Source organism: Streptomyces sp. NPDC021093, assembly GCF_044333135.1.
Taxonomy (GTDB): Bacteria; Actinomycetota; Actinomycetes; order Streptomycetales; family Streptomycetaceae; genus Streptomyces.
Map to the genome: position 1 here is coordinate 19,818 of NZ_JBIRQJ010000020.1, position 16,974 is coordinate 36,791.

Here is a 16,974-nt window from a genome sequence, read left to right on the forward strand (position 1 = left end):
CCTCCTCGGTGGCCGCCTGCCTCGGTGGCCGTCGATGCGGCAGCCGCCGGTTCGGTGGTTCCGCCGGTTTGTAAGGTCCGGGCGCGCATCCCTTGCGGGGTGCGCGCCCGGACGCGTTTCCGGGGCCGCCCGGCCCGGGTCAGACCCCCGCCGGTACGCGTTCGCCGCCGAGCTCGATGGCCGTGCAGCGCCAGCGCTGGTCGGCGCTCTGTTCCAGGCGGAAGGCCATGGCGCGGAGCTGCTCGCCGGCCCCGATCCTGGCGAAGGCCTCGATGACGTCGGGCCGGGGCCGGAAGCCGCCGCAGCTGCGTACGACGGGGCGGACGCCCCTGGTGCGGAACGGGGTCCGCGGCGCGAGCTCAAGCAACTGGTCGTACGCCCCCCTGAACATCAGGTTGAGCATGCTGTGTGCGGGGCGCTCGCCGCTCAGCACGGCGAGCAGGCGCTCCGCGAACTGGTGCTGCGGGGTTGCCGGGACACGTGGCCTGCGCACGGCCGTGACGGGGCCCTGGCGGCTCTGGCGGCCCGGGCCGCTGGAGCCGCTGCGGGTGCCGCCGGGCCGGGTCGTCGTCCTGTTCATGCTGATCGCCCCGCTCTGCCTGGCCGGTGGGATACCGGACGGTAACTTTTTGCCTGGGGATCTTGTACGGGCCCGGCGGGCAGCCCGGCAAGGGGCGCGCGCGGCAGCGGCGAGGGGGTCTGCGAATCACCTATCAGAGTGGCCCCGGGCCGGGGTGCGGGCGCGGACGCGGGGGGCGCGCGGCGCAGAGTGGACGTGATCGAGGGGGTACCGCCGCCCCGATGGGGGACCCGGAACGTATCCTTGAGGCCTGTCGGGAGGCCTTTTCGGTCGGTGAAGCCTCCGTCCCGAAGACCTCCACGACCAGACGACCCCGACGAGAAGAGCGGCAGTCATGCGCGCCTACGTACCCCTGACCCTTCCTGCTCTCGCAGCGGCGTACAAGGCCGGTGAGCTGGCGCCCGGCCCGCTCGTCGCGTACGCCGTGACGCCGGGGCTGCGCGAGTGGTACGTCTCGGACGACATCGAGGAGCTGGAGTACGCGGCGCTCGGGCGCGCGGCAGCGGCCTCGCTGCGCCTGGTGGCGGGGGACCCGGCGGCCGAGCGCCGCAGGGTTGTGCTCGCCGTCGACGTGGCTGACGGCCTGGTGACCGCGGACCCGGACGGGCGAGGCATGGACGCCGGTGCGATCGGTGAGGTGCGGGTCGAGGGCTCCGTACCGGCGAAGAGGTTCGCGGCGGTGCACGCGGACGCCGACGACGCCAAGGACGACGTGACGGCCGCCGCGGCGGCGCTGGGGGCGGCGGACCTCGGGGACGACGACGCACAGTTCACGGTGGACGGGGCGGAGGACCACGAACTGCTGTGGTTCGGAGTGCAGGAGATTCCCGGACTGATCGGCTGACTTCCGCTCGTCTCCGGCCGGACGGGTCAGACTGGCCGGAGGCGGACGACCTGGGGTTTTTCATCCGGGCGACTGCGTTGTCAGACCCCGTGGGTACCGTTCTTTCATGAGGACGCACCTGGTCTGGGACTGGAACGGCACGCTGCTCGACGACATCCACGCGGTCATCGGGGCGACCAACGCCGCCTTCGAGGAGATCGGGATCCCGCCGATCACCCTGGAGCGCTATCGCGAGCTGTACTGCATACCGATCCCGCGCTTCTACGAGCGGATGATGGGCCGGATGCCCACGGACGCGGAATGGCTGGTGATGGACGCCGCCTTCCACCGGCACTACGTCTCGCTGCGCGCGGCCTGCGGGCTGACCGAGGGCGTCGAGGAACTGCTCACGGGATGGGGTGCGGCAGGACGCAGCCAGTCGCTGCTGAGCATGTACGGACACGATGAACTGGTCCCGGTGGTGCGGGGATACGGCATCGAGCGGCACTTCGTGCGGGTCGACGGCAGGACCGGCCCGTCGGGCGGTACCAAGGCGGCGCACATGGTGCGACACCTCGCGGCGCTGGACGGGGTCGATCCCCAGCGGGTGGTGGTGATCGGTGACGCCGTCGACGACGCACTGGCGGCCGCACACGTCGGAGCGGGCGCGGTGCTCTACACGGGCGGCTCGCACAGCCGGACGGTCCTGGCGGCGGCCGGGGTTCCGGTGGTGGACTCGCTCGCGGACGCGGTGCGGGTGGCCGAAGAGATATCGGCAGCCTGAGCACCTGCACCTGAGCACCTGCGCCCGCGCACCTGCTCCCGCGCTTGAGTGCCCGAGTCTGGGTCTGATTGCCTGTGCCTGACGGCGTCGCCCGGACACCGCCCCCTGGCACCTGACACTTCCGCCAGGCTCCAGGCTTCAGGCTCAGGCTCCAGCGCCCGAGGCCCGCCCGGCCCGGCGCCTTTGGTCGTACGGTGTCCGGAGGCGCCGGGCGCAGGCTGTCTGGTGTCTCAGGTCACCGGTGCCTTCGCCCTGAGCACCGTCAGGAACTCGCGCATCCACCGCGAGTGGTCCGGCCAGGCCCTGGCCGACACCAGCGTGCCGTCGACCACCGCCTCCGCGTCCTGGAAGGTGGCCCCGGCGCTCTGCATGTCCAGTTCCAGCGCCGGATACGCGGTGACCCTGCGCCCGCTCAGCGCGCCCACGGCCGCCGTCAGCAGCGGGCCGTGGCAGATCTGAGCCACTGGCTTGTCCGTGTCGAAGAACGACTTGAGGATCTTGCGCAGTTCCGGGTCGTTGCGCAGGTACTCCGGTGCCCGTCCGCCGGGCACGACCAGCGCGACGTAGTTTCCGGGGTCCACCTCCGAGAAGGCGAGGTCGGCCGGCCAGGTGTAGCCCGGCTTCTCGGTGTACGTGTCGTACCCGGCCTCGAAGTCGTGCACCACGAAGCGGAGCTGTTTGCGGGACGGCGCCGCGATGTGGACGTCGTAGCCCTCCTCGCGCAGCCGCTGGTAGGGATAGAGCACTTCCAGCGACTCGGCGGCATCGCCCGTGACGATCAGGATCTTCGCTGACATGGCGGCTCTCCGGGGGAGTGGACGGACGGTGGTCCGGTCAACGTGCCCCCGGGCGCGGCTTTTGCCAAGAGGGCGTGCGCCAACCCAGTACGCCCCCGGGCAACCCGGTGCGCCCTGCTGCAACGCCCGTGCTGCACGGGGCCCTTGCAGCACGGGTGGACAAAGCGTCGAACTTCTCCGCGTTATGTCCAACGACCGGCGAATAACGCCTCCCGGGCAAGGGGGGATAGCCTGGTCCCGTGATCAGCGCGATACGCCTCGGGGGCGGTGCAGCCCCCGGCCTTCGCCCGGCGCACTACCGTGCCCGGGCCCTCGCTGGTTTTCCGAACCCGGACGCGACGCCAAATATGCCGAAAATCGTCATGGGTGTCACCGGTAACTCTCATCGCGGCATAACGTCGACATCGACCGGAAACCCCGCGTCGTGGCGTTGTGTCTCCTTCTTCACCTACGTCACGCAACGGCGCGCGACAGGAGCCAGAGGACATGCAGACCAAGCTGGACGAAGCCAAGGCCGAGCTGCTCGCACGGGCCGCCCGGGTAGCTGAGAACAGCCCGGCGGGGGGACTAACTCCGACTGGGTCCGAGAGTGAAGGGGCGCCCGACCAGGACGCCCTACTCGCGTACCTCCAGCGCTACTACCTGCACACGGCCCCGGAGGACATCGGAGACCGCGATCCGGTCGACGTCTTCGGTGCGGCACTTTCGCACTACCGCCTCGCGGCCAACCGCCCGCAGGGTACGGCGAACGTACGGGTGCACACGCCGACGGTGGAGGAGAACGGGTGGACGTGCAGTCACTCCGTCGTCGAGGTAGTGACCGACGACATGCCCTTCCTCGTTGATTCGGTAACGAACGAACTGTCCCGGCAGGGCCGCGGCATCCACGTCGTGATCCACCCGCAGGTACTGGTGCGCCGTGACGTGACCGGCAAGCTCATCGAGGTGCTCTCCAAGCAGATCACCGGCGAGCTGCCGCACGACGCGACCGTCGAGTCGTGGATCCACGTCGAGATGGACCGCGAGACCGACCGTGCCGACCTCAAGCAGATCACCGCTGACCTGCTGCGCGTCCTGTCCGACGTCCGTGAGGCCGTCGAGGACTGGGAGAAGATGCGCGACTCCGCGCTGCGCATCGCCGACGAGCTGCCGAACGAGCCGAAGGCCGCCGACCTCCCGGACCAGGAGATCGACGAGGCCCGCGAGCTGCTGCGCTGGCTGGCCGCCGACCACTTCACCTTCCTCGGCTACCGCGAGTACGAGCTGACCGGCGACGACTCCCTCGGAGCCGTGCCGGGCACCGGCCTCGGCGTCCTGCGCTCCGACCCCCAGCACCACGAGGACGACGAGACGCACCCCGTCTCGCCCTCGTTCAGCCGACTGCCCGCCGACGCCCGTGCGAAGGCCCGTGAGCACAAGCTCCTGGTCCTGACGAAGGCCAACAGCCGCGCGACCGTGCACCGCCCCTCGTACCTCGACTACGTCGGTGTGAAGAAGTTCGACGCCGAGGGCAACGTGGTCGGCGAGCGCCGCTTCCTCGGCCTGTTCTCCTCCGCCGCGTACACCGAGTCCGTACGCCGCGTGCCCGTCATCCGGCGCAAGGTCGCCGAAGTCCTCGAAGGCGCGGGCTTCACGGCCAACAGCCACGACGGCCGCGACCTGCTGCAGATCCTGGAGACGTACCCGCGCGACGAGCTCTTCCAGACGCCCGTCGACCAGCTGCGCTCCGTCGTCACGTCCGTGCTGTACCTCCAGGAGCGCCGCCGGCTGCGGCTGTACCTGCGCCAGGACGAGTACGGGCGCTACTACTCGGCGATCGTCTACCTGCCCCGCGACCGCTACACCACCGGTGTACGGCTGCGGCTCATCGACATCCTCAAAGAGGAGCTCGGCGGCACCAGCGTCGACTTCACCGCGTGGAACACCGAGTCGATCCTCTCCCGCCTGCACTTCGTCGTACGCGTCGAAACCGGTACGGAGCTGACCGTCCTCACCGACGCCGACGTCGAGCGGATCGAGGCCCGCCTCGCCGAGGCCGCCCGTTCCTGGGCCGACGGCTTCGCCGAGGCCCTCAACGCCGAACTGGGCGAGGAGCGCGCCGCCGAACTGCTGCGCCGCTACGGTCACGCCTTCCCCGAGGGCTACAAGGCCGACCACTCGCCGCGCTCCGCCGTCGCCGACCTGCTTCACCTGGAGCAGCTCGGCGAGGGCGAGAAGGACTTCGCCCTCAGCCTCTATGAGCCGGTGGGCGCCGGACCGGGCGAGCGCCGCTTCAAGATCTACCGGACCGGCGAGCAGGTCTCCCTGTCGGCCGTGCTCCCGGTCCTCCAGCGGCTCGGCGTCGAGGTCGTCGACGAGCGGCCGTACGAGCTGCGCTGCGCGGACCGTTCGCACGCGTGGATCTACGACTTCGGGCTGCGGCTGCCGCAGCACCTGATCGGTGGCGACTACCTCGCCGACGACGCCCGTGAGCGCTTCCAGGACGCCTTCGCGGCCGTCTGGACGGGTGCGGCCGAGAACGACGGCTTCAACTCCCTCGTCCTGCGCGCCGGGTTGAGCTGGCGGCAGGCCGTGGTGCTGCGCGCGTACGCGAAGTACCTGCGGCAGGCCGGCTCCACCTTCAGCCAGGACTACATGGAGGACACCCTCCGCAACAACGTCCACACCACCCGGCTGCTGGTCTCCCTCTTTGAGGCGCGGATGTCGCCCGGCCGCCAGAATGCGGGCACGGAGCTCACCGACGGGCTGCTCGAAGAGCTCGACGGGGCGCTCGACCAGGTCGCCTCGCTCGACGAGGACCGCATCCTGCGGTCGTTCCTCACCGTCATCAAGGCGACGCTGCGGACCAGCTTCTTCCAGCAGGCACAGGACGGAAAGCCGCACTCCTACGTCTCGATGAAGTTCGACCCGCAGGCGATCCCGGACCTCCCCGCGCCCCGCCCGGCGTACGAGATCTGGGTGTACTCGCCCCGCGTCGAAGGTGTGCACCTGCGCTTCGGCAAGGTCGCGCGCGGCGGTCTGCGCTGGTCCGACCGGCGCGAGGACTTCCGTACCGAGGTGCTCGGCCTGGTCAAGGCGCAGATGGTGAAGAACACCGTCATCGTGCCGGTCGGAGCCAAGGGCGGCTTCGTCGCGAAGAACCTCCCGGACCCGTCGGTCGACCGCGACGCGTGGCTGGCCGAGGGCATCGCCTCGTACAAGACGTTCATCTCGGCGCTGCTCGACATCACCGACAACATGGTGGCGGGCGAGGTCGTACCCCCCAGGGACGTCGTACGGCACGACGAGGACGACACGTACCTCGTGGTCGCCGCCGACAAGGGCACCGCGACGTTCTCCGACATCGCCAACGAGATCGCCGTCGCGTACGACTTCTGGCTCGGTGACGCCTTCGCTTCCGGCGGCTCCGTCGGCTACGACCACAAGGGCATGGGCATCACCGCCCGGGGCGCGTGGGAGTCCGTGAAGCGGCACTTCCGGGAGCTCGGACACGACAGCCAGACCGAGGACTTCACCGTCGTCGGCGTCGGCGACATGTCCGGCGACGTCTTCGGCAACGGCATGCTGCTCTCCGAGCACATCCGGCTCGTCGCGGCCTTCGACCACCGGCACATCTTCATCGACCCGAACCCGGACGCGGCCCTCTCGTACGCCGAGCGCCGCCGCCTCTTTGAGCTGCCCCGCAGCTCCTGGGCCGACTACAACAAGGAACTGCTGTCGCAGGGCGGCGGCATCCACCCGCGCAGCGCCAAGTCCATCCCGGTCAACGCCGCGATGCGCGAGGCGCTCGGACTGCAAGTGGGCGTCTCCAAGATGACCCCCGCAGACCTGATGCAGGCCATCCTCAAGGCGCCGGTGGACCTGCTGTGGAACGGCGGCATCGGTACGTACGTGAAGTCGTCCGTCGAGTCCAACTCGGACGTCGGCGACAAGGCGAACGACGCGATCCGCGTCAACGGCGAGGACCTGCGGGTCAAGGTCGTCGGCGAGGGCGGCAACCTGGGTGCGACGCAGCTGGGACGCATCGAGTTCGCGCGGGCCGGGGGCCGGATCAACACCGACGCCATCGACAACAGCGCCGGTGTGGACACCTCCGACCACGAGGTGAACATCAAGATCCTGCTCAACGCCCTCGTCACGGACGGGGACATGACCGTCAAGCAGCGCAACAAGCTGCTCGCGACCATGACCGACGAGGTCGGCACCCTGGTGCTGCGCAACAACTACGCGCAGAACACCGCCCTGTCGAACGCGGTCGCGCAGTCGCCCTCGCTGCTCCACGCCCACCAGCGCTTCATGCGTCGCCTGACGCGGGACGGCCACCTGAACAGGGCCCTGGAGTTCCTGCCCAACGACCGTCAGATCAGGGAACTGCTGAACAACGGAAAGGGCCTCTCGCAGCCCGAGCTGGCCGTCCTCCTCGCGTACACGAAGATCACCGTCGCCGACGAGCTGATCTCCACCGGTCTGCCGGACGACCCGCACCTGCGGGTGCTGCTGCACGAGTACTTCCCGCACGCACTGCGCGAGAAGTTCGCCGAGCAGATCGACGCGCACGCGCTGCGCCGCGAGATCATCACGACGGTGCTGGTCAACGACACCGTCAACACCGGTGGTTCGACCTTCCTGCACCGGCTGCGCGAGGAGACCGGCGCCTCCATCGAGGAAGTCGTACGGGCACAGTTCGCGGCCCGCGCGATCTTCGGTCTCAGCGACGTCTGGAACGCCGTCGAGGCCCTCGACAACAAGGTCCCGGCCGACGTCCAGACGCAGATCAGGCTGCACTCGCGGCGCCTGGTCGAACGCGGCACCCGCTGGCTGCTCGGCAACCGCCCGCAGCCGCTGGAGATCGGCGAGACCATCGAGTTCTTCAGTGCGGGCGTGGCGCAGGTCTGGGCCGACCTGCCCAGGCTGCTGCGCGGTGCCGACCTGGAGTGGTACCAGGGCATCCTGGAGGAGCTCACCGCGGCGGGCGTGCCGGAGTCCCTGGCACTGCGCGTGGCGGGCTTCTCGTCGGCCTTCCCGATCCTCGACGTGGTCGCCATCGCGGACCGCATCCAGAAGGACCCGATGGACGTCGCCGAGGTGTACTACGACCTCGGTGACCGGCTCGGCATCACGCAGCTGATGGACCGCATCATCGAGCTGCCGCGCGCCGACCGCTGGCAGTCCATGGCCCGAGCCTCCATCCGCGAGGACCTGTACGCCGCTCATGCCGGCCTGACCCAGGACGTCCTGTCCACCGGGAACGGCGGCTCCACGCCGGAGCAGCGCTACAAGGCGTGGGAGGAGAAGAACGCGGCCCTGCTGGGACGTGCGCGCACCACGCTGGAGGAGATCCAGGGCTCGGACGACTTCGACCTGGCGAACCTGTCGGTCGCGATGCGGACGATGCGGACGCTGCTGCGCAACAGGGTCTGAACCGCAGGCTGATCGCAGTCCGATCGCGCAGGCCTCATAGAGGAGGGCCCCACCGCAACAGCGGTGGGGCCCTCCTCTATGAGGCGGCGAGGCCGCGCTACTGGCTGATCTTCCAGAGCGTCAGGTTGCCCACGACGGTCGGCACGTCGGACGCGCTGGAGGCGGCGGTGATCTGCGTGATCTCGTACATGGCGAGGTTGCCGTCCTGGGTGACCATGCACAGCCGGGTCCCCTTGGGGACGGTGCCGCGCTCCCCGAAGCTCCGGGGGCCGATCGAGTCCGGCAGGGCGTTGGTCTCCGCCCCGGTGCGGCATTCCTGGGGAGTGATGCCCGCACTCTTGCCCATCGTGGCCTCGAAGTCCCACTCCGTGTCGCGGACCGTCAGGTCGCGGACGTCGGAGGTCATGTCTCCCTCGGCGACGGTCTTGGGGAGGTCGAGGTCCACATAGGTGGTGGAGAGGCTGTTCGGCGTGCGGATCGTCAGCGGCTTGCTCTTGAAGACCTCCGTGTACGTCGCGGTCTCCGGCGGCGCGGGAACGGGTGTGCCGCTCGTGTCCGACGTGGGTTCCTCGGCGGCCGGGGTGGAGGGCTGCTGCGTGGGGGTGGCTGCGGTGGGGGTGGACCGGCCGGCCGGCTTGCCGTTCGCCTCGGTGCCGCCCTTGTCCTTGTTGCCGAGGAAGTACACGGCGGCCCCCGCGCCCGCGCCGACCGCGACCACCAGGGCGACGGCGACCAGGATCGCCTTCGCCTTGCCGCGCTTCTTCGCGGCGGGCGCCTGGGTGACCGGGGCGTCAGGGGCGGGCGGCTGGGGCGCTCCCAGGTTGAACGTCGGGGTGCCCTGGCCGATGTGGGCCCCCTGAGCGGTCGGGGTGTGCTGGTACGTCGGCGGATGCGTGGGCGCCCCGAACTGGCCCGTCGGGGGCGCCTGCTGGGGCACTCCCTGAGTGATCGGGTTCTGGGTGGGCGGGTTCAGGGTGAGCGGGCCCTGCGTGGGCGGCCCCTGGGGGGCCGGGGGCTGCTGCGGCACCGGAGGCTGCGGGGGTGCCTGCGTGGCACGGGCGGCCTGTGCGGTCTGCGCCTGCTGGGCCGCGTACTGGGCCGTCTGTTCCCTCCGTACGATCTCCTCGGCGACCGGCTCGGGCAGCCACCCGGTGAACTCCCTCAAGGGGCGCCCCGCCGACTGCTCGCACAGGGCCATCAGTTCGCCCGGCGTGATGCGGTCCGCCGCGTCCGCCGTCAGGCAGCGCTCCAGGAGCGGGCGCAGGGAGTCCGGGTAGCCGGAGAGGTCCGGCGGCCGGTGACCCGCGTTGGCGATCTGCGCGGCCACGGTGATCGCGCCGCCGTCGCCGAAGGGGTGCCGTCCGGTGGCGGCGACGGCCGCGATGAGGCCGAGCGAGAAGACGTCGCTCGCCGGGCCGACCTGCTCGCCCAGCGCGTGCTCGGGCGACATGTACTGCGGGGTGCCGATGAGGCCGCCGCTCGCGGTGAGCTGGGTGGCGTCGGCGGCACGCGCGATGCCGAAGTCGATGACGAAAGGACCGGCAGAGCCGATCAGGATGTTGCTCGGTTTGAGGTCGCGGTGCACGACCCCGGCGGCGTGGATCGAGGACAGCGCGAGCGCCGCGCAGCCGACCAGCTGGAAGACGGCCGCCTCGGGCAGCGGGCCGAAGTGCCCGAGCACCTCGTGCAGGGCGAGCCCGGGCACGAAAGCGCTGGCCAGCCACGGCTGCGTACCGCTGGTGTCGTGGTCGACCACCGGCACGATGTGGTAGCCCTGCACCCGGCGGGCGGCCTGCACCTCCTGCTCGAATCGGCGCCGGAAGTCCGGGTTCTGGCCGTACTCACGGCGGATGACCTTGAGCGCGACGGGCTGGTTGCCGCGGGTGTGCGAGAGGTAGACGGTGCCCATGCCGCCCTCGCCGATGCGGGCGTGGAGGTGGTAACCGGCGGTCTCGCGCGGGTCCTCCGGGCCGAGCGGACTGAGGATGTCGCCGACGGAGTTGCTGATGGGGAGCCTCCCGGGTCGAAGGGTGGGGACGGTAGGGGTGGTGCCACGCGGTCGGTACGCGCGTGGCGTCGATCGGCGGGGTCGATCGACGGGACCGGCCGACGAGGTCGATCGGCGGGGTCTTTCGGCGGGTCGATCAGTGGAGCGGGTCGACCGGTGGAGCGGATCGACCGGCGGAGCGGGTCGGGGCGTGGAGCGGGTCAGGTCGTACGGCGGACCCGGCGGGACCACTCGTCCGCCCGGGGGTCCTGCACGGTCATCGGCACCGTCGGCGCGAGCACGGGCGGCGGGGGTGCGTGCGGAGCGGGAGCGGTCACCGTGGGCGCCTCGGAGAGGGCCGTGCGACTGTCGGGACGTACGGCCGCCTCCCGGGCCCGTACAGCGGCAGCCACGGGCTCGGGAAGCCACCCCGAGAAGTCCCGTACGTCGCGTCCGACGGCCGCACGGCACATTTCGGCCACCTCCGCGGCGGACGGGCGGTCGTCGGGCAGGGCGGCGAGGCAGCGCCCCAGGACAGTGCGCAGCGGCTCGGGGCAGCCGCTCAGGTCCGGCGGCTCGCGGTCGGTACCGGCGATGCGGGCGGCGACCGCGAGGCCGTTGCCGCGCCCGTACGGATGGTGGCCCGTGGCGGCGAGCACACCGATCAGGCCGAGCGCGAACACGTCGGCGGCGGGCGTCAGCCGCCGTCCCAGGGCGTGCTCGGGGGACATGAATTTCGGAGTGCCGACGAGACGCCCCACGGTGGTGAGGGTGACGGCGCCCGCGGCACGCGCGATGCCGAAGTCGAGCATCCAGGGCCCGTCGGACGCGAGCAGCAGGTTGCCCGGCTTCACGTCGCGGTGGATGACTCCGGCGGTGTGGATCGCGTCGAGGGCGCGGGCGGTGCAGCACAACAGCTGCAGGACGGCCGGGACGGGCAGCGGGCCGTGCGCGTCGAGGGCGTCGTCCAGGGCGATGCCCGGCACGAAACGGGTGGCCAGCCACGGGGGCGTACCGCCGCCGCTGCCCGGGGAGTTGCCGCTGTCGTGGTCGACGACCGGGACGATGTGGTAGCCGTGCACCTGCCGGGAGACCTCGACCTCGCGGGCGAAGCGCTGCCGGAACTGCGCACTGTCCGCGTACTCCCGGCGGATCAGCTTGAGGGCGACGGGCTGGTTGCCGCGGGTGCGGGTCAGGTAGACGGTGCCCATGCCGCCCTCGCCGATGCGTGCCTCCAGCACGTAACCGGCAAGCTCGCGCGGATCGTCCGCCCGCAGCGGCACCAGCGCGGTGCTGCCGGTGCTCTGTCCGGCTCTGCCGTTGCCGTTGCCGTTGCCTCTGCCGGCGCTCCGGCCGCTGTCCGTGCTGCTTTCCCCGTCGCGCATGCCCAACTCCCCCTGGTGCCCCCGTGGTCGGCGCGAGGGGAGCCTACCGTGCTGCGGGAGGGGCCATGGAGGAGACCCAGAGGCGGCGGCACGACAACAGGGCGGCGGCCAGCAGGAGCCCGTTGCGCACGACCATGAGCAGGCACCCGTAGGCGCTGCCCGAGGTGACCTGCCCGTACGCGAGGGGATAGGCGAGGGTGCTGACGGCAGCCGCTGCCAACAGCAGTGCGACGACCGGACGTTGAACCGTACTGCGTGCGGTGAGGCAGACCGCGGACAGGCCGATCAGCCAGATCATGTACTGCGGGCTGATGACACGGCTCGTGACGACGAAGAGCAGTACGGCGCACAGGGCTGCGTCGCACGCCGTCGCCGGAGTCCAGCTCCGCGCCTTCACCCTCCAGACCAGCAGCCAGACGAACGCGACCGCGGTCAGCATCAAAGAGGCGTGCGCGACCGTTGAGACGTAAGGGCCCATGAACTCCATGGCGCCGTACCGGTATTCGACGCGGTAGGCCCCGGTGCTCGGCAGTCCGGCCAGCCGTGCGAGGGAGAGCAGGGTGCCGCCCATGGACTCGATCTGCACGCCACGGTTGCCCTGCTGGCGGAGGAAGTCGAAGGTGTGCGAGAAGGCCAGCGCCAGGACGCCGAGAAGCACGGCCGCCGACGCCACGGCCGACCCCCAGGCCGCTCTGGTGGTACGTCCCCTGGGCGTGCCGAGGAGCGCCAGCGCCGGCCACACCTTCACCAGCGCACCGGCCGCGGCGAGCGCGCCGCCCAGCCACGGCCGGCGGCGCAGGGCGAGCAGCGAGAGGGCGGCCAGGGCCGTGACCTGGACGTCGTACCGGACCAGGGGGACGTGCAGCAGCAGCGGCAGCCCCGCGACCCACACCCAGGCGCCGGACAGTGGGGTGTGCCGCAGCCACGCGCGCGTACGCGCACGCGCGGCGCCGGTGGTCTCCGTGCCGACGGGGGTGCGGTCGCCGGACCTGGCCAGCGCGACGGTGACGACGGCGTCGACGAGGAGGGTGAGGGCGACGAACGCCTGGAAGTAGCTGAGCCCCGGCAGCAGGGCGGGGGACAGGATCACCAGGGCGGCGCCGGGCGGGTACTGCCACATGACGTCGTCGAGCGGGAAGGCGCCGGTGATCAGCTGCTCGTACCAGCCGTGGTAGATGCGGTGGACCTCGCCGTTGATCTCGTCCCCGACTTGGCCGAACAGACCGGCGACCAGGGCGACCTGGAGGAGGCGGGTGACGCACCAGGCGGCGGCGAGCGGGACGGGGGAGGGCCGGGGAGGGGCGGCGGGGGCCGGGGGAGCGGCCGGGGTGCTGGAGGCGAGCTGCTGGGGCGTCATCGCCGGGATCTTAAAACGTCCACGTCCGGTTTGCGGTCCGGCGGCCCCGGGAGCCGGCCCGCCGGGCCCTTCCGTACCTGGATCGCCAGGCCTTTCCCGCCCGCCCATCGGGCCCCTCCTCGCTGGCTCACCGGGTCCTTCGTCATCCGGCTCACCGGGCCCTTTCTCGCCCGGCTCACCGGGTCCTTCCTCGGCCGCCTCACGGGGCCTTTCCTCCGGTCGACTCCTCGTAGGCGGCGACCACCTCCCGCGCGGGCCCGTCCATCCGAAGCGTGCCCGATTCCAGCCACAGCGCCCGGTCACAGGTGTCGGTGATCGTCCGGTTGTTGTGGCTGACGAGGAAGACCGTGCCGGCCTCCTCGCGCAGCTCGTCGATCCGCTGCCGGCTGCGGTGCTGGAACCGGGCGTCTCCCGTCGACAGCGCCTCGTCGATCATCAGCACCTCGTGGGACTTGGCCGCGGCGATGGCGAACTTGAGCCGGGCCGCCATGCCCGAGGAGTACGTCCGCATGGGCAGCGACACGAAGTCGCCCTTCTCGTTGATGCCGGAGAAGTCGACGATCGAGTCGTAGCGCTCCCTGACCTGTGCGCGCGTCATGCCCATGGCGAGGCCGCCGAGCACGACGTTCCGTTCGCCCGTCAGATCGTTCAGCAGCGCGGCGTTCACGCCGAGCAGTGAGGGCTGCCCCTGGGTGAACACCCGGCCCCGGTCGGCGGGGAGGAGCCCGGCCACCGCTTTGAGGAGCGTCGATTTGCCGGATCCGTTGGAGCCGATCAGGCCGATCGCCTCGCCCCTGTGCGCGACGAAACTGACGCCCTTCACGGCGTGCACCTCGCGCACGGACGGAGACGGTGCGCGGGAGACGAGCCGGCGGAACGCGGAGACGGCGCTGCCGCGTCCGGTGCCCGCGGTGTGCACCCGGTAGACGACGTGCAGGCCGTCCACGACGACCGTGGGGGTCCCGCTCACGGGATCGATGTGCTCAGCCACGTCCGTACCGCTCCTCCGCCAGCCAGAAGTACACGAAGCCGCCCGCACCTGCGACGAGCGCCCAGCCGGCTGCCAGCGCCCAGACGTGCGGCGGGAGTCCGGCCGCGCCGTAACTGTCGATCAGCGCGTACCGCATCAAAGAGATGTAGACGGCCGCCGGGTTGCACTCCAGGAGCAGACGCACACCCGCCGGGATGCTGTCGTCCTTGAGCAGGTTGGCCATGCTCCACATCACCCCGGACGCGTACATCCACGTACGCAGCAGGAACGGCAGCAGTTGCGCCAGGTCCGGGGTCCGGGCCGCCAGCCTGGCCAGTACGAGCGACAGGCCGGTGCTGAAGACCGCCTGGAGCGCCAGCGCGGGGATCGCCAGCAGCCAGGACGGCTGCGGGAGTTGACCGCAGCAGACGAGGATCGCGGCCAGCACCCCGAGCGAGATCAGCAGCTGCTGCAGCTGGAGCAGGGCGTACGAGACGGGCAGCGCGGCGCGTGGGAAGTGCAGGGCGCGCACCAGGCCGAGGTTGCCGCTGATCGCCCGGGTGCCCGCCGTCAGGGTGTTCTGCGTGAACGACCACACGAAGACCCCGGTGACCAGGTACGGGACGAAGTCGGCGACGCCGTCCTTGGTGTGCATCAGCTCGCCGAAGACGAAGTAGTACACGGCCGCGTTGAGCAGCGGGGTCAGCACCTGCCAGAGCTGGCCGAGCCGTGCCTGGCTGTACTGCGAGGTCAGCCGGGCGGTGGCGAAGGCCGCGACGAAGTGGCGGCGGGACCACAGCAGGCGGGCGTACTCGGGCAGCGGGGCGCGGGCGCCGCTCACGGTGAGGCCGTGCCGGGCGGCGTATGCGCCGAGATCGGGTGGGAGGGTCGGTGCCGGGCCGGTTGGAAGGGGTACGGCCTGACCGGGTGGAAGGGATACGGCCTGGCCGGACGGGAGGGCTGCTGGACGACTCATGCGGGCTGCTTTCGCCGAGACCTGAGATGACGTCGGGACGGACCCGTATCGTCGTGGCGTTGACAGTAGGTCGAACCGACGTCGAAACGCAACCGTTCCGTCGTGACGCTAGGATGCGGGCCATGACGAGCGACCAGAGCGGCCGGACGAACGGGCGGACGAGCGGCCGGACGGGCGGCCGGGCCGGAACGACGGGCGACCGGGCGGAAACGACGGGCGACCGGGCGGAAACGACGGGCGACCAGGCGGACCCCCTGTCCTCCGCCGCCTCAAAGAGGGCGCCCGCCGGTGCGGCGGTGCTGCGGGAGGACGTCACCGACGCCATCCGCGCCGCCGTCTTCGCCGAGCTGGCCGCGGTCGGCTACGCACGGATGTCCATCGAAGGCATCGCCCGCCGTGCGGGAGTCGGCAAGACCGCCGTCTACCGGCGCTGGCGCTCCAAGCTGCACCTCGTCCTCGACCTGGTGCAGGCCTTCGCCGCGGAGGGGCTCCCCGCGCCCGCCACCGGCTCGCTCCGCGGGGACGTGCGCGCCCTCCTCGAAGTCGCCTCGCACGCGCTGCGTCACCCTGTCGCCTCACAGGTCATCCCTGACCTGCTCGTCGAATCCGTGCGCAACCCGGAGATCGCCCAGGCCATCAGGGCCGCCCTGCTCGACCCCCAGCACGGAGTCGCGGCCGGAGTCGTCCGGGACGCCGTTGCACGTGGCGAACTGCCCGAGGGGGCCGACGTGGACCGGGCTCTGGACCTCATCGTGGGACCGCTCTACTGGCGACTGGTCGTCGTCCGCACCGAGCCGCCCGCCGGGCACGCCGCCTATCTGGACGGCCTCGCGGACGCCGCCGTCGCCGCGCTCGTCACCTGAACGGATGCCGCCTTCGGCACAATGTTGACAACAGGGGTGAAGAACAAGCCCCGTTGAGGGATCCTCCTTGGGCTGACGTCACAGGGAGAGAAACCATGCACCAGTCCGCTTACGACCAGATGGCACTCTGCGTGAAGGAGTACATGCCCGTATCGAAGCGACACCGCGTTGTCGACCTCGGTTCGCGCATTTCACCTGGTCAGAGCCTGACCCATCGTGCCCTGCTGGCCGACCACAAGATCGACTACGTCGGTGTCGACGTCCTCGACGGGCCGAACGTGAACCGGGTCATGACCGACCCGTACCGCATTCCGCTCAAGTCGCGCAGCGCCGACATCGTCCTCTCGGGCCAGGCCTTCGAGCACATTCCGTTCTTCTGGGCCTCGATCATGGAGATCGGCCGCGTACTGCGTCCCGGCGGGCACGCCTTCATCACCGCGCCGTCGCGCGGCAACGCGCACGACGCACAGGACTGCTGGCGCTACTACCCGGACGGCTTCCGGGCGATGGCCGCGTACTGCGGTCTCGAACTGCGCGAGGCGTTCACCGACTTCCCGCCGTCGAAGGGCATCCGGCACGACTACCAGGCCATCGACGCCAAGCACGCCTACTGGGGCGACTCGGTCGGCGTCTTCCGCAAGCCGCGCCGCGCACCCCACCTGCCGTACCGCATCTCGCGCGCGATCGTGCGCGAGGTGACGATCCGCTGGGCGAACCACATCGGCGGCGTCGAAGGCATCCCGGTGCCGGGTGCGATCGCCGGACGCGAACTGGCGGGCAGGCCCAAGCAGGTTCCGGCCCCGGCCGAAGCGTCGAAGTAGGGCACAGGGCGCAGACGCAGGGCACAGCAGCAGCCGCGCACGGTGGCAGCGGACCAGGCACACTCCGAGCAGCCCTGGTCCGCCGCCCGTGCCCAAGGCGCCGCCCGCGCCCACGGCACCCACGCGCCCATGACGCTGCCCGCGCCCACGGCACCGCACGTGCCCATGATGCTGCCCGCGCCCACGGCACCGCACGTGCCCATGACGCCG

12 protein-coding genes are annotated in these 16,974 nt (G+C 71.0%); 5 read left to right on the forward strand and 7 right to left on the reverse strand.

Going from position 1 to position 16,974, the window contains the following annotated elements:
* Positions 1–139: 139 nt before the first annotated feature.
* Positions 140–580 carry an Rv3235 family protein gene (locus ACH4SP_RS41525; RefSeq protein WP_398423536.1) on the reverse strand — a complete coding sequence of 147 codons (441 nt, stop codon included), beginning with the start codon at positions 578–580 and terminating at the stop codon, positions 140–142.
* 334 nt (positions 581–914) lie between these two features.
* Here ACH4SP_RS41525 and ACH4SP_RS41530 point away from each other — a divergent pair, with 334 nt between their 5' ends.
* Both ACH4SP_RS41530 and ACH4SP_RS41535 read left to right on the forward strand, forming a co-directional pair.
* The gene (locus ACH4SP_RS41530; RefSeq protein WP_398423538.1) at positions 915–1,424 is read left to right on the forward strand and encodes a DUF6912 family protein; all 510 of its coding nucleotides are present in this window, start codon (positions 915–917) and stop codon (positions 1,422–1,424) included.
* Between the two features lie 106 nt (positions 1,425–1,530).
* A complete protein-coding gene (locus ACH4SP_RS41535) occupies positions 1,531–2,187 on the forward strand; it encodes an HAD family hydrolase (protein WP_398423539.1) in 657 nt (218 codons plus the stop codon).
* A 230-nt stretch (positions 2,188–2,417) separates the two neighbouring features.
* Here ACH4SP_RS41535 and ACH4SP_RS41540 read toward each other — a convergent pair whose 3' ends face one another.
* A complete protein-coding gene (locus ACH4SP_RS41540; protein WP_398423541.1) occupies positions 2,418–2,984 on the reverse strand; it encodes a DJ-1/PfpI family protein in 567 nt (188 codons plus the stop codon).
* Between the two features lie 486 nt (positions 2,985–3,470).
* On the opposite strand from ACH4SP_RS41540, the gene ACH4SP_RS41545 reads away from it, so the two are divergent.
* Entirely contained in the window at positions 3,471–8,405 is a 4,935-nt protein-coding gene (locus tag ACH4SP_RS41545; RefSeq protein ID WP_398423542.1) for an NAD-glutamate dehydrogenase, read from the forward strand.
* 97 nt (positions 8,406–8,502) lie between these two features.
* On the opposite strand, the gene ACH4SP_RS41550 is transcribed toward ACH4SP_RS41545, so the two are convergent.
* The 5 genes from ACH4SP_RS41550 to ACH4SP_RS41570 form a co-directional block, all read right to left on the reverse strand.
* The gene (locus tag ACH4SP_RS41550) at positions 8,503–10,413 is read right to left on the reverse strand and encodes a serine/threonine-protein kinase (RefSeq protein WP_398423728.1); all 1,911 of its coding nucleotides are present in this window, start codon (positions 10,411–10,413) and stop codon (positions 8,503–8,505) included.
* Positions 10,414–10,613: 200 nt separating this feature from the next.
* Complete coding sequence (locus ACH4SP_RS41555) at positions 10,614–11,777, reverse strand: serine/threonine-protein kinase (RefSeq protein WP_398423544.1); 1,164 nt, start codon at positions 11,775–11,777, stop codon at positions 10,614–10,616.
* A 43-nt stretch (positions 11,778–11,820) separates the two neighbouring features.
* A complete protein-coding gene (locus ACH4SP_RS41560; protein WP_398423546.1) occupies positions 11,821–13,134 on the reverse strand; it encodes a glycosyltransferase 87 family protein in 1,314 nt (437 codons plus the stop codon).
* 199 nt (positions 13,135–13,333) lie between these two features.
* On the reverse strand, positions 13,334–14,125 hold the full coding sequence (locus tag ACH4SP_RS41565; RefSeq protein ID WP_398423548.1) for an ABC transporter ATP-binding protein: 792 nt from the start codon (positions 14,123–14,125) through the stop codon (positions 13,334–13,336).
* Positions 14,118–15,080 (reverse strand): ABC transporter permease, encoded by a 963-nt coding sequence (locus ACH4SP_RS41570; protein WP_398423550.1) that lies wholly within the window; start codon positions 15,078–15,080, stop codon positions 14,118–14,120. Before ACH4SP_RS41570 ends, ACH4SP_RS41565 begins: the two co-directional genes overlap by 8 nt.
* A 122-nt stretch (positions 15,081–15,202) precedes the next feature.
* Here ACH4SP_RS41570 and ACH4SP_RS41575 point away from each other — a divergent pair, with 122 nt between their 5' ends.
* Both ACH4SP_RS41575 and ACH4SP_RS41580 read left to right on the forward strand, forming a co-directional pair.
* On the forward strand, positions 15,203–15,943 hold the full coding sequence (locus tag ACH4SP_RS41575; RefSeq protein WP_398423552.1) for a TetR/AcrR family transcriptional regulator: 741 nt from the start codon (positions 15,203–15,205) through the stop codon (positions 15,941–15,943).
* 95 nt (positions 15,944–16,038) lie between these two features.
* Complete coding sequence (locus ACH4SP_RS41580; RefSeq protein ID WP_398423554.1) at positions 16,039–16,764, forward strand: methyltransferase domain-containing protein; 726 nt, start codon at positions 16,039–16,041, stop codon at positions 16,762–16,764.
* Positions 16,765–16,974: the final 210 nt, after the last annotated feature.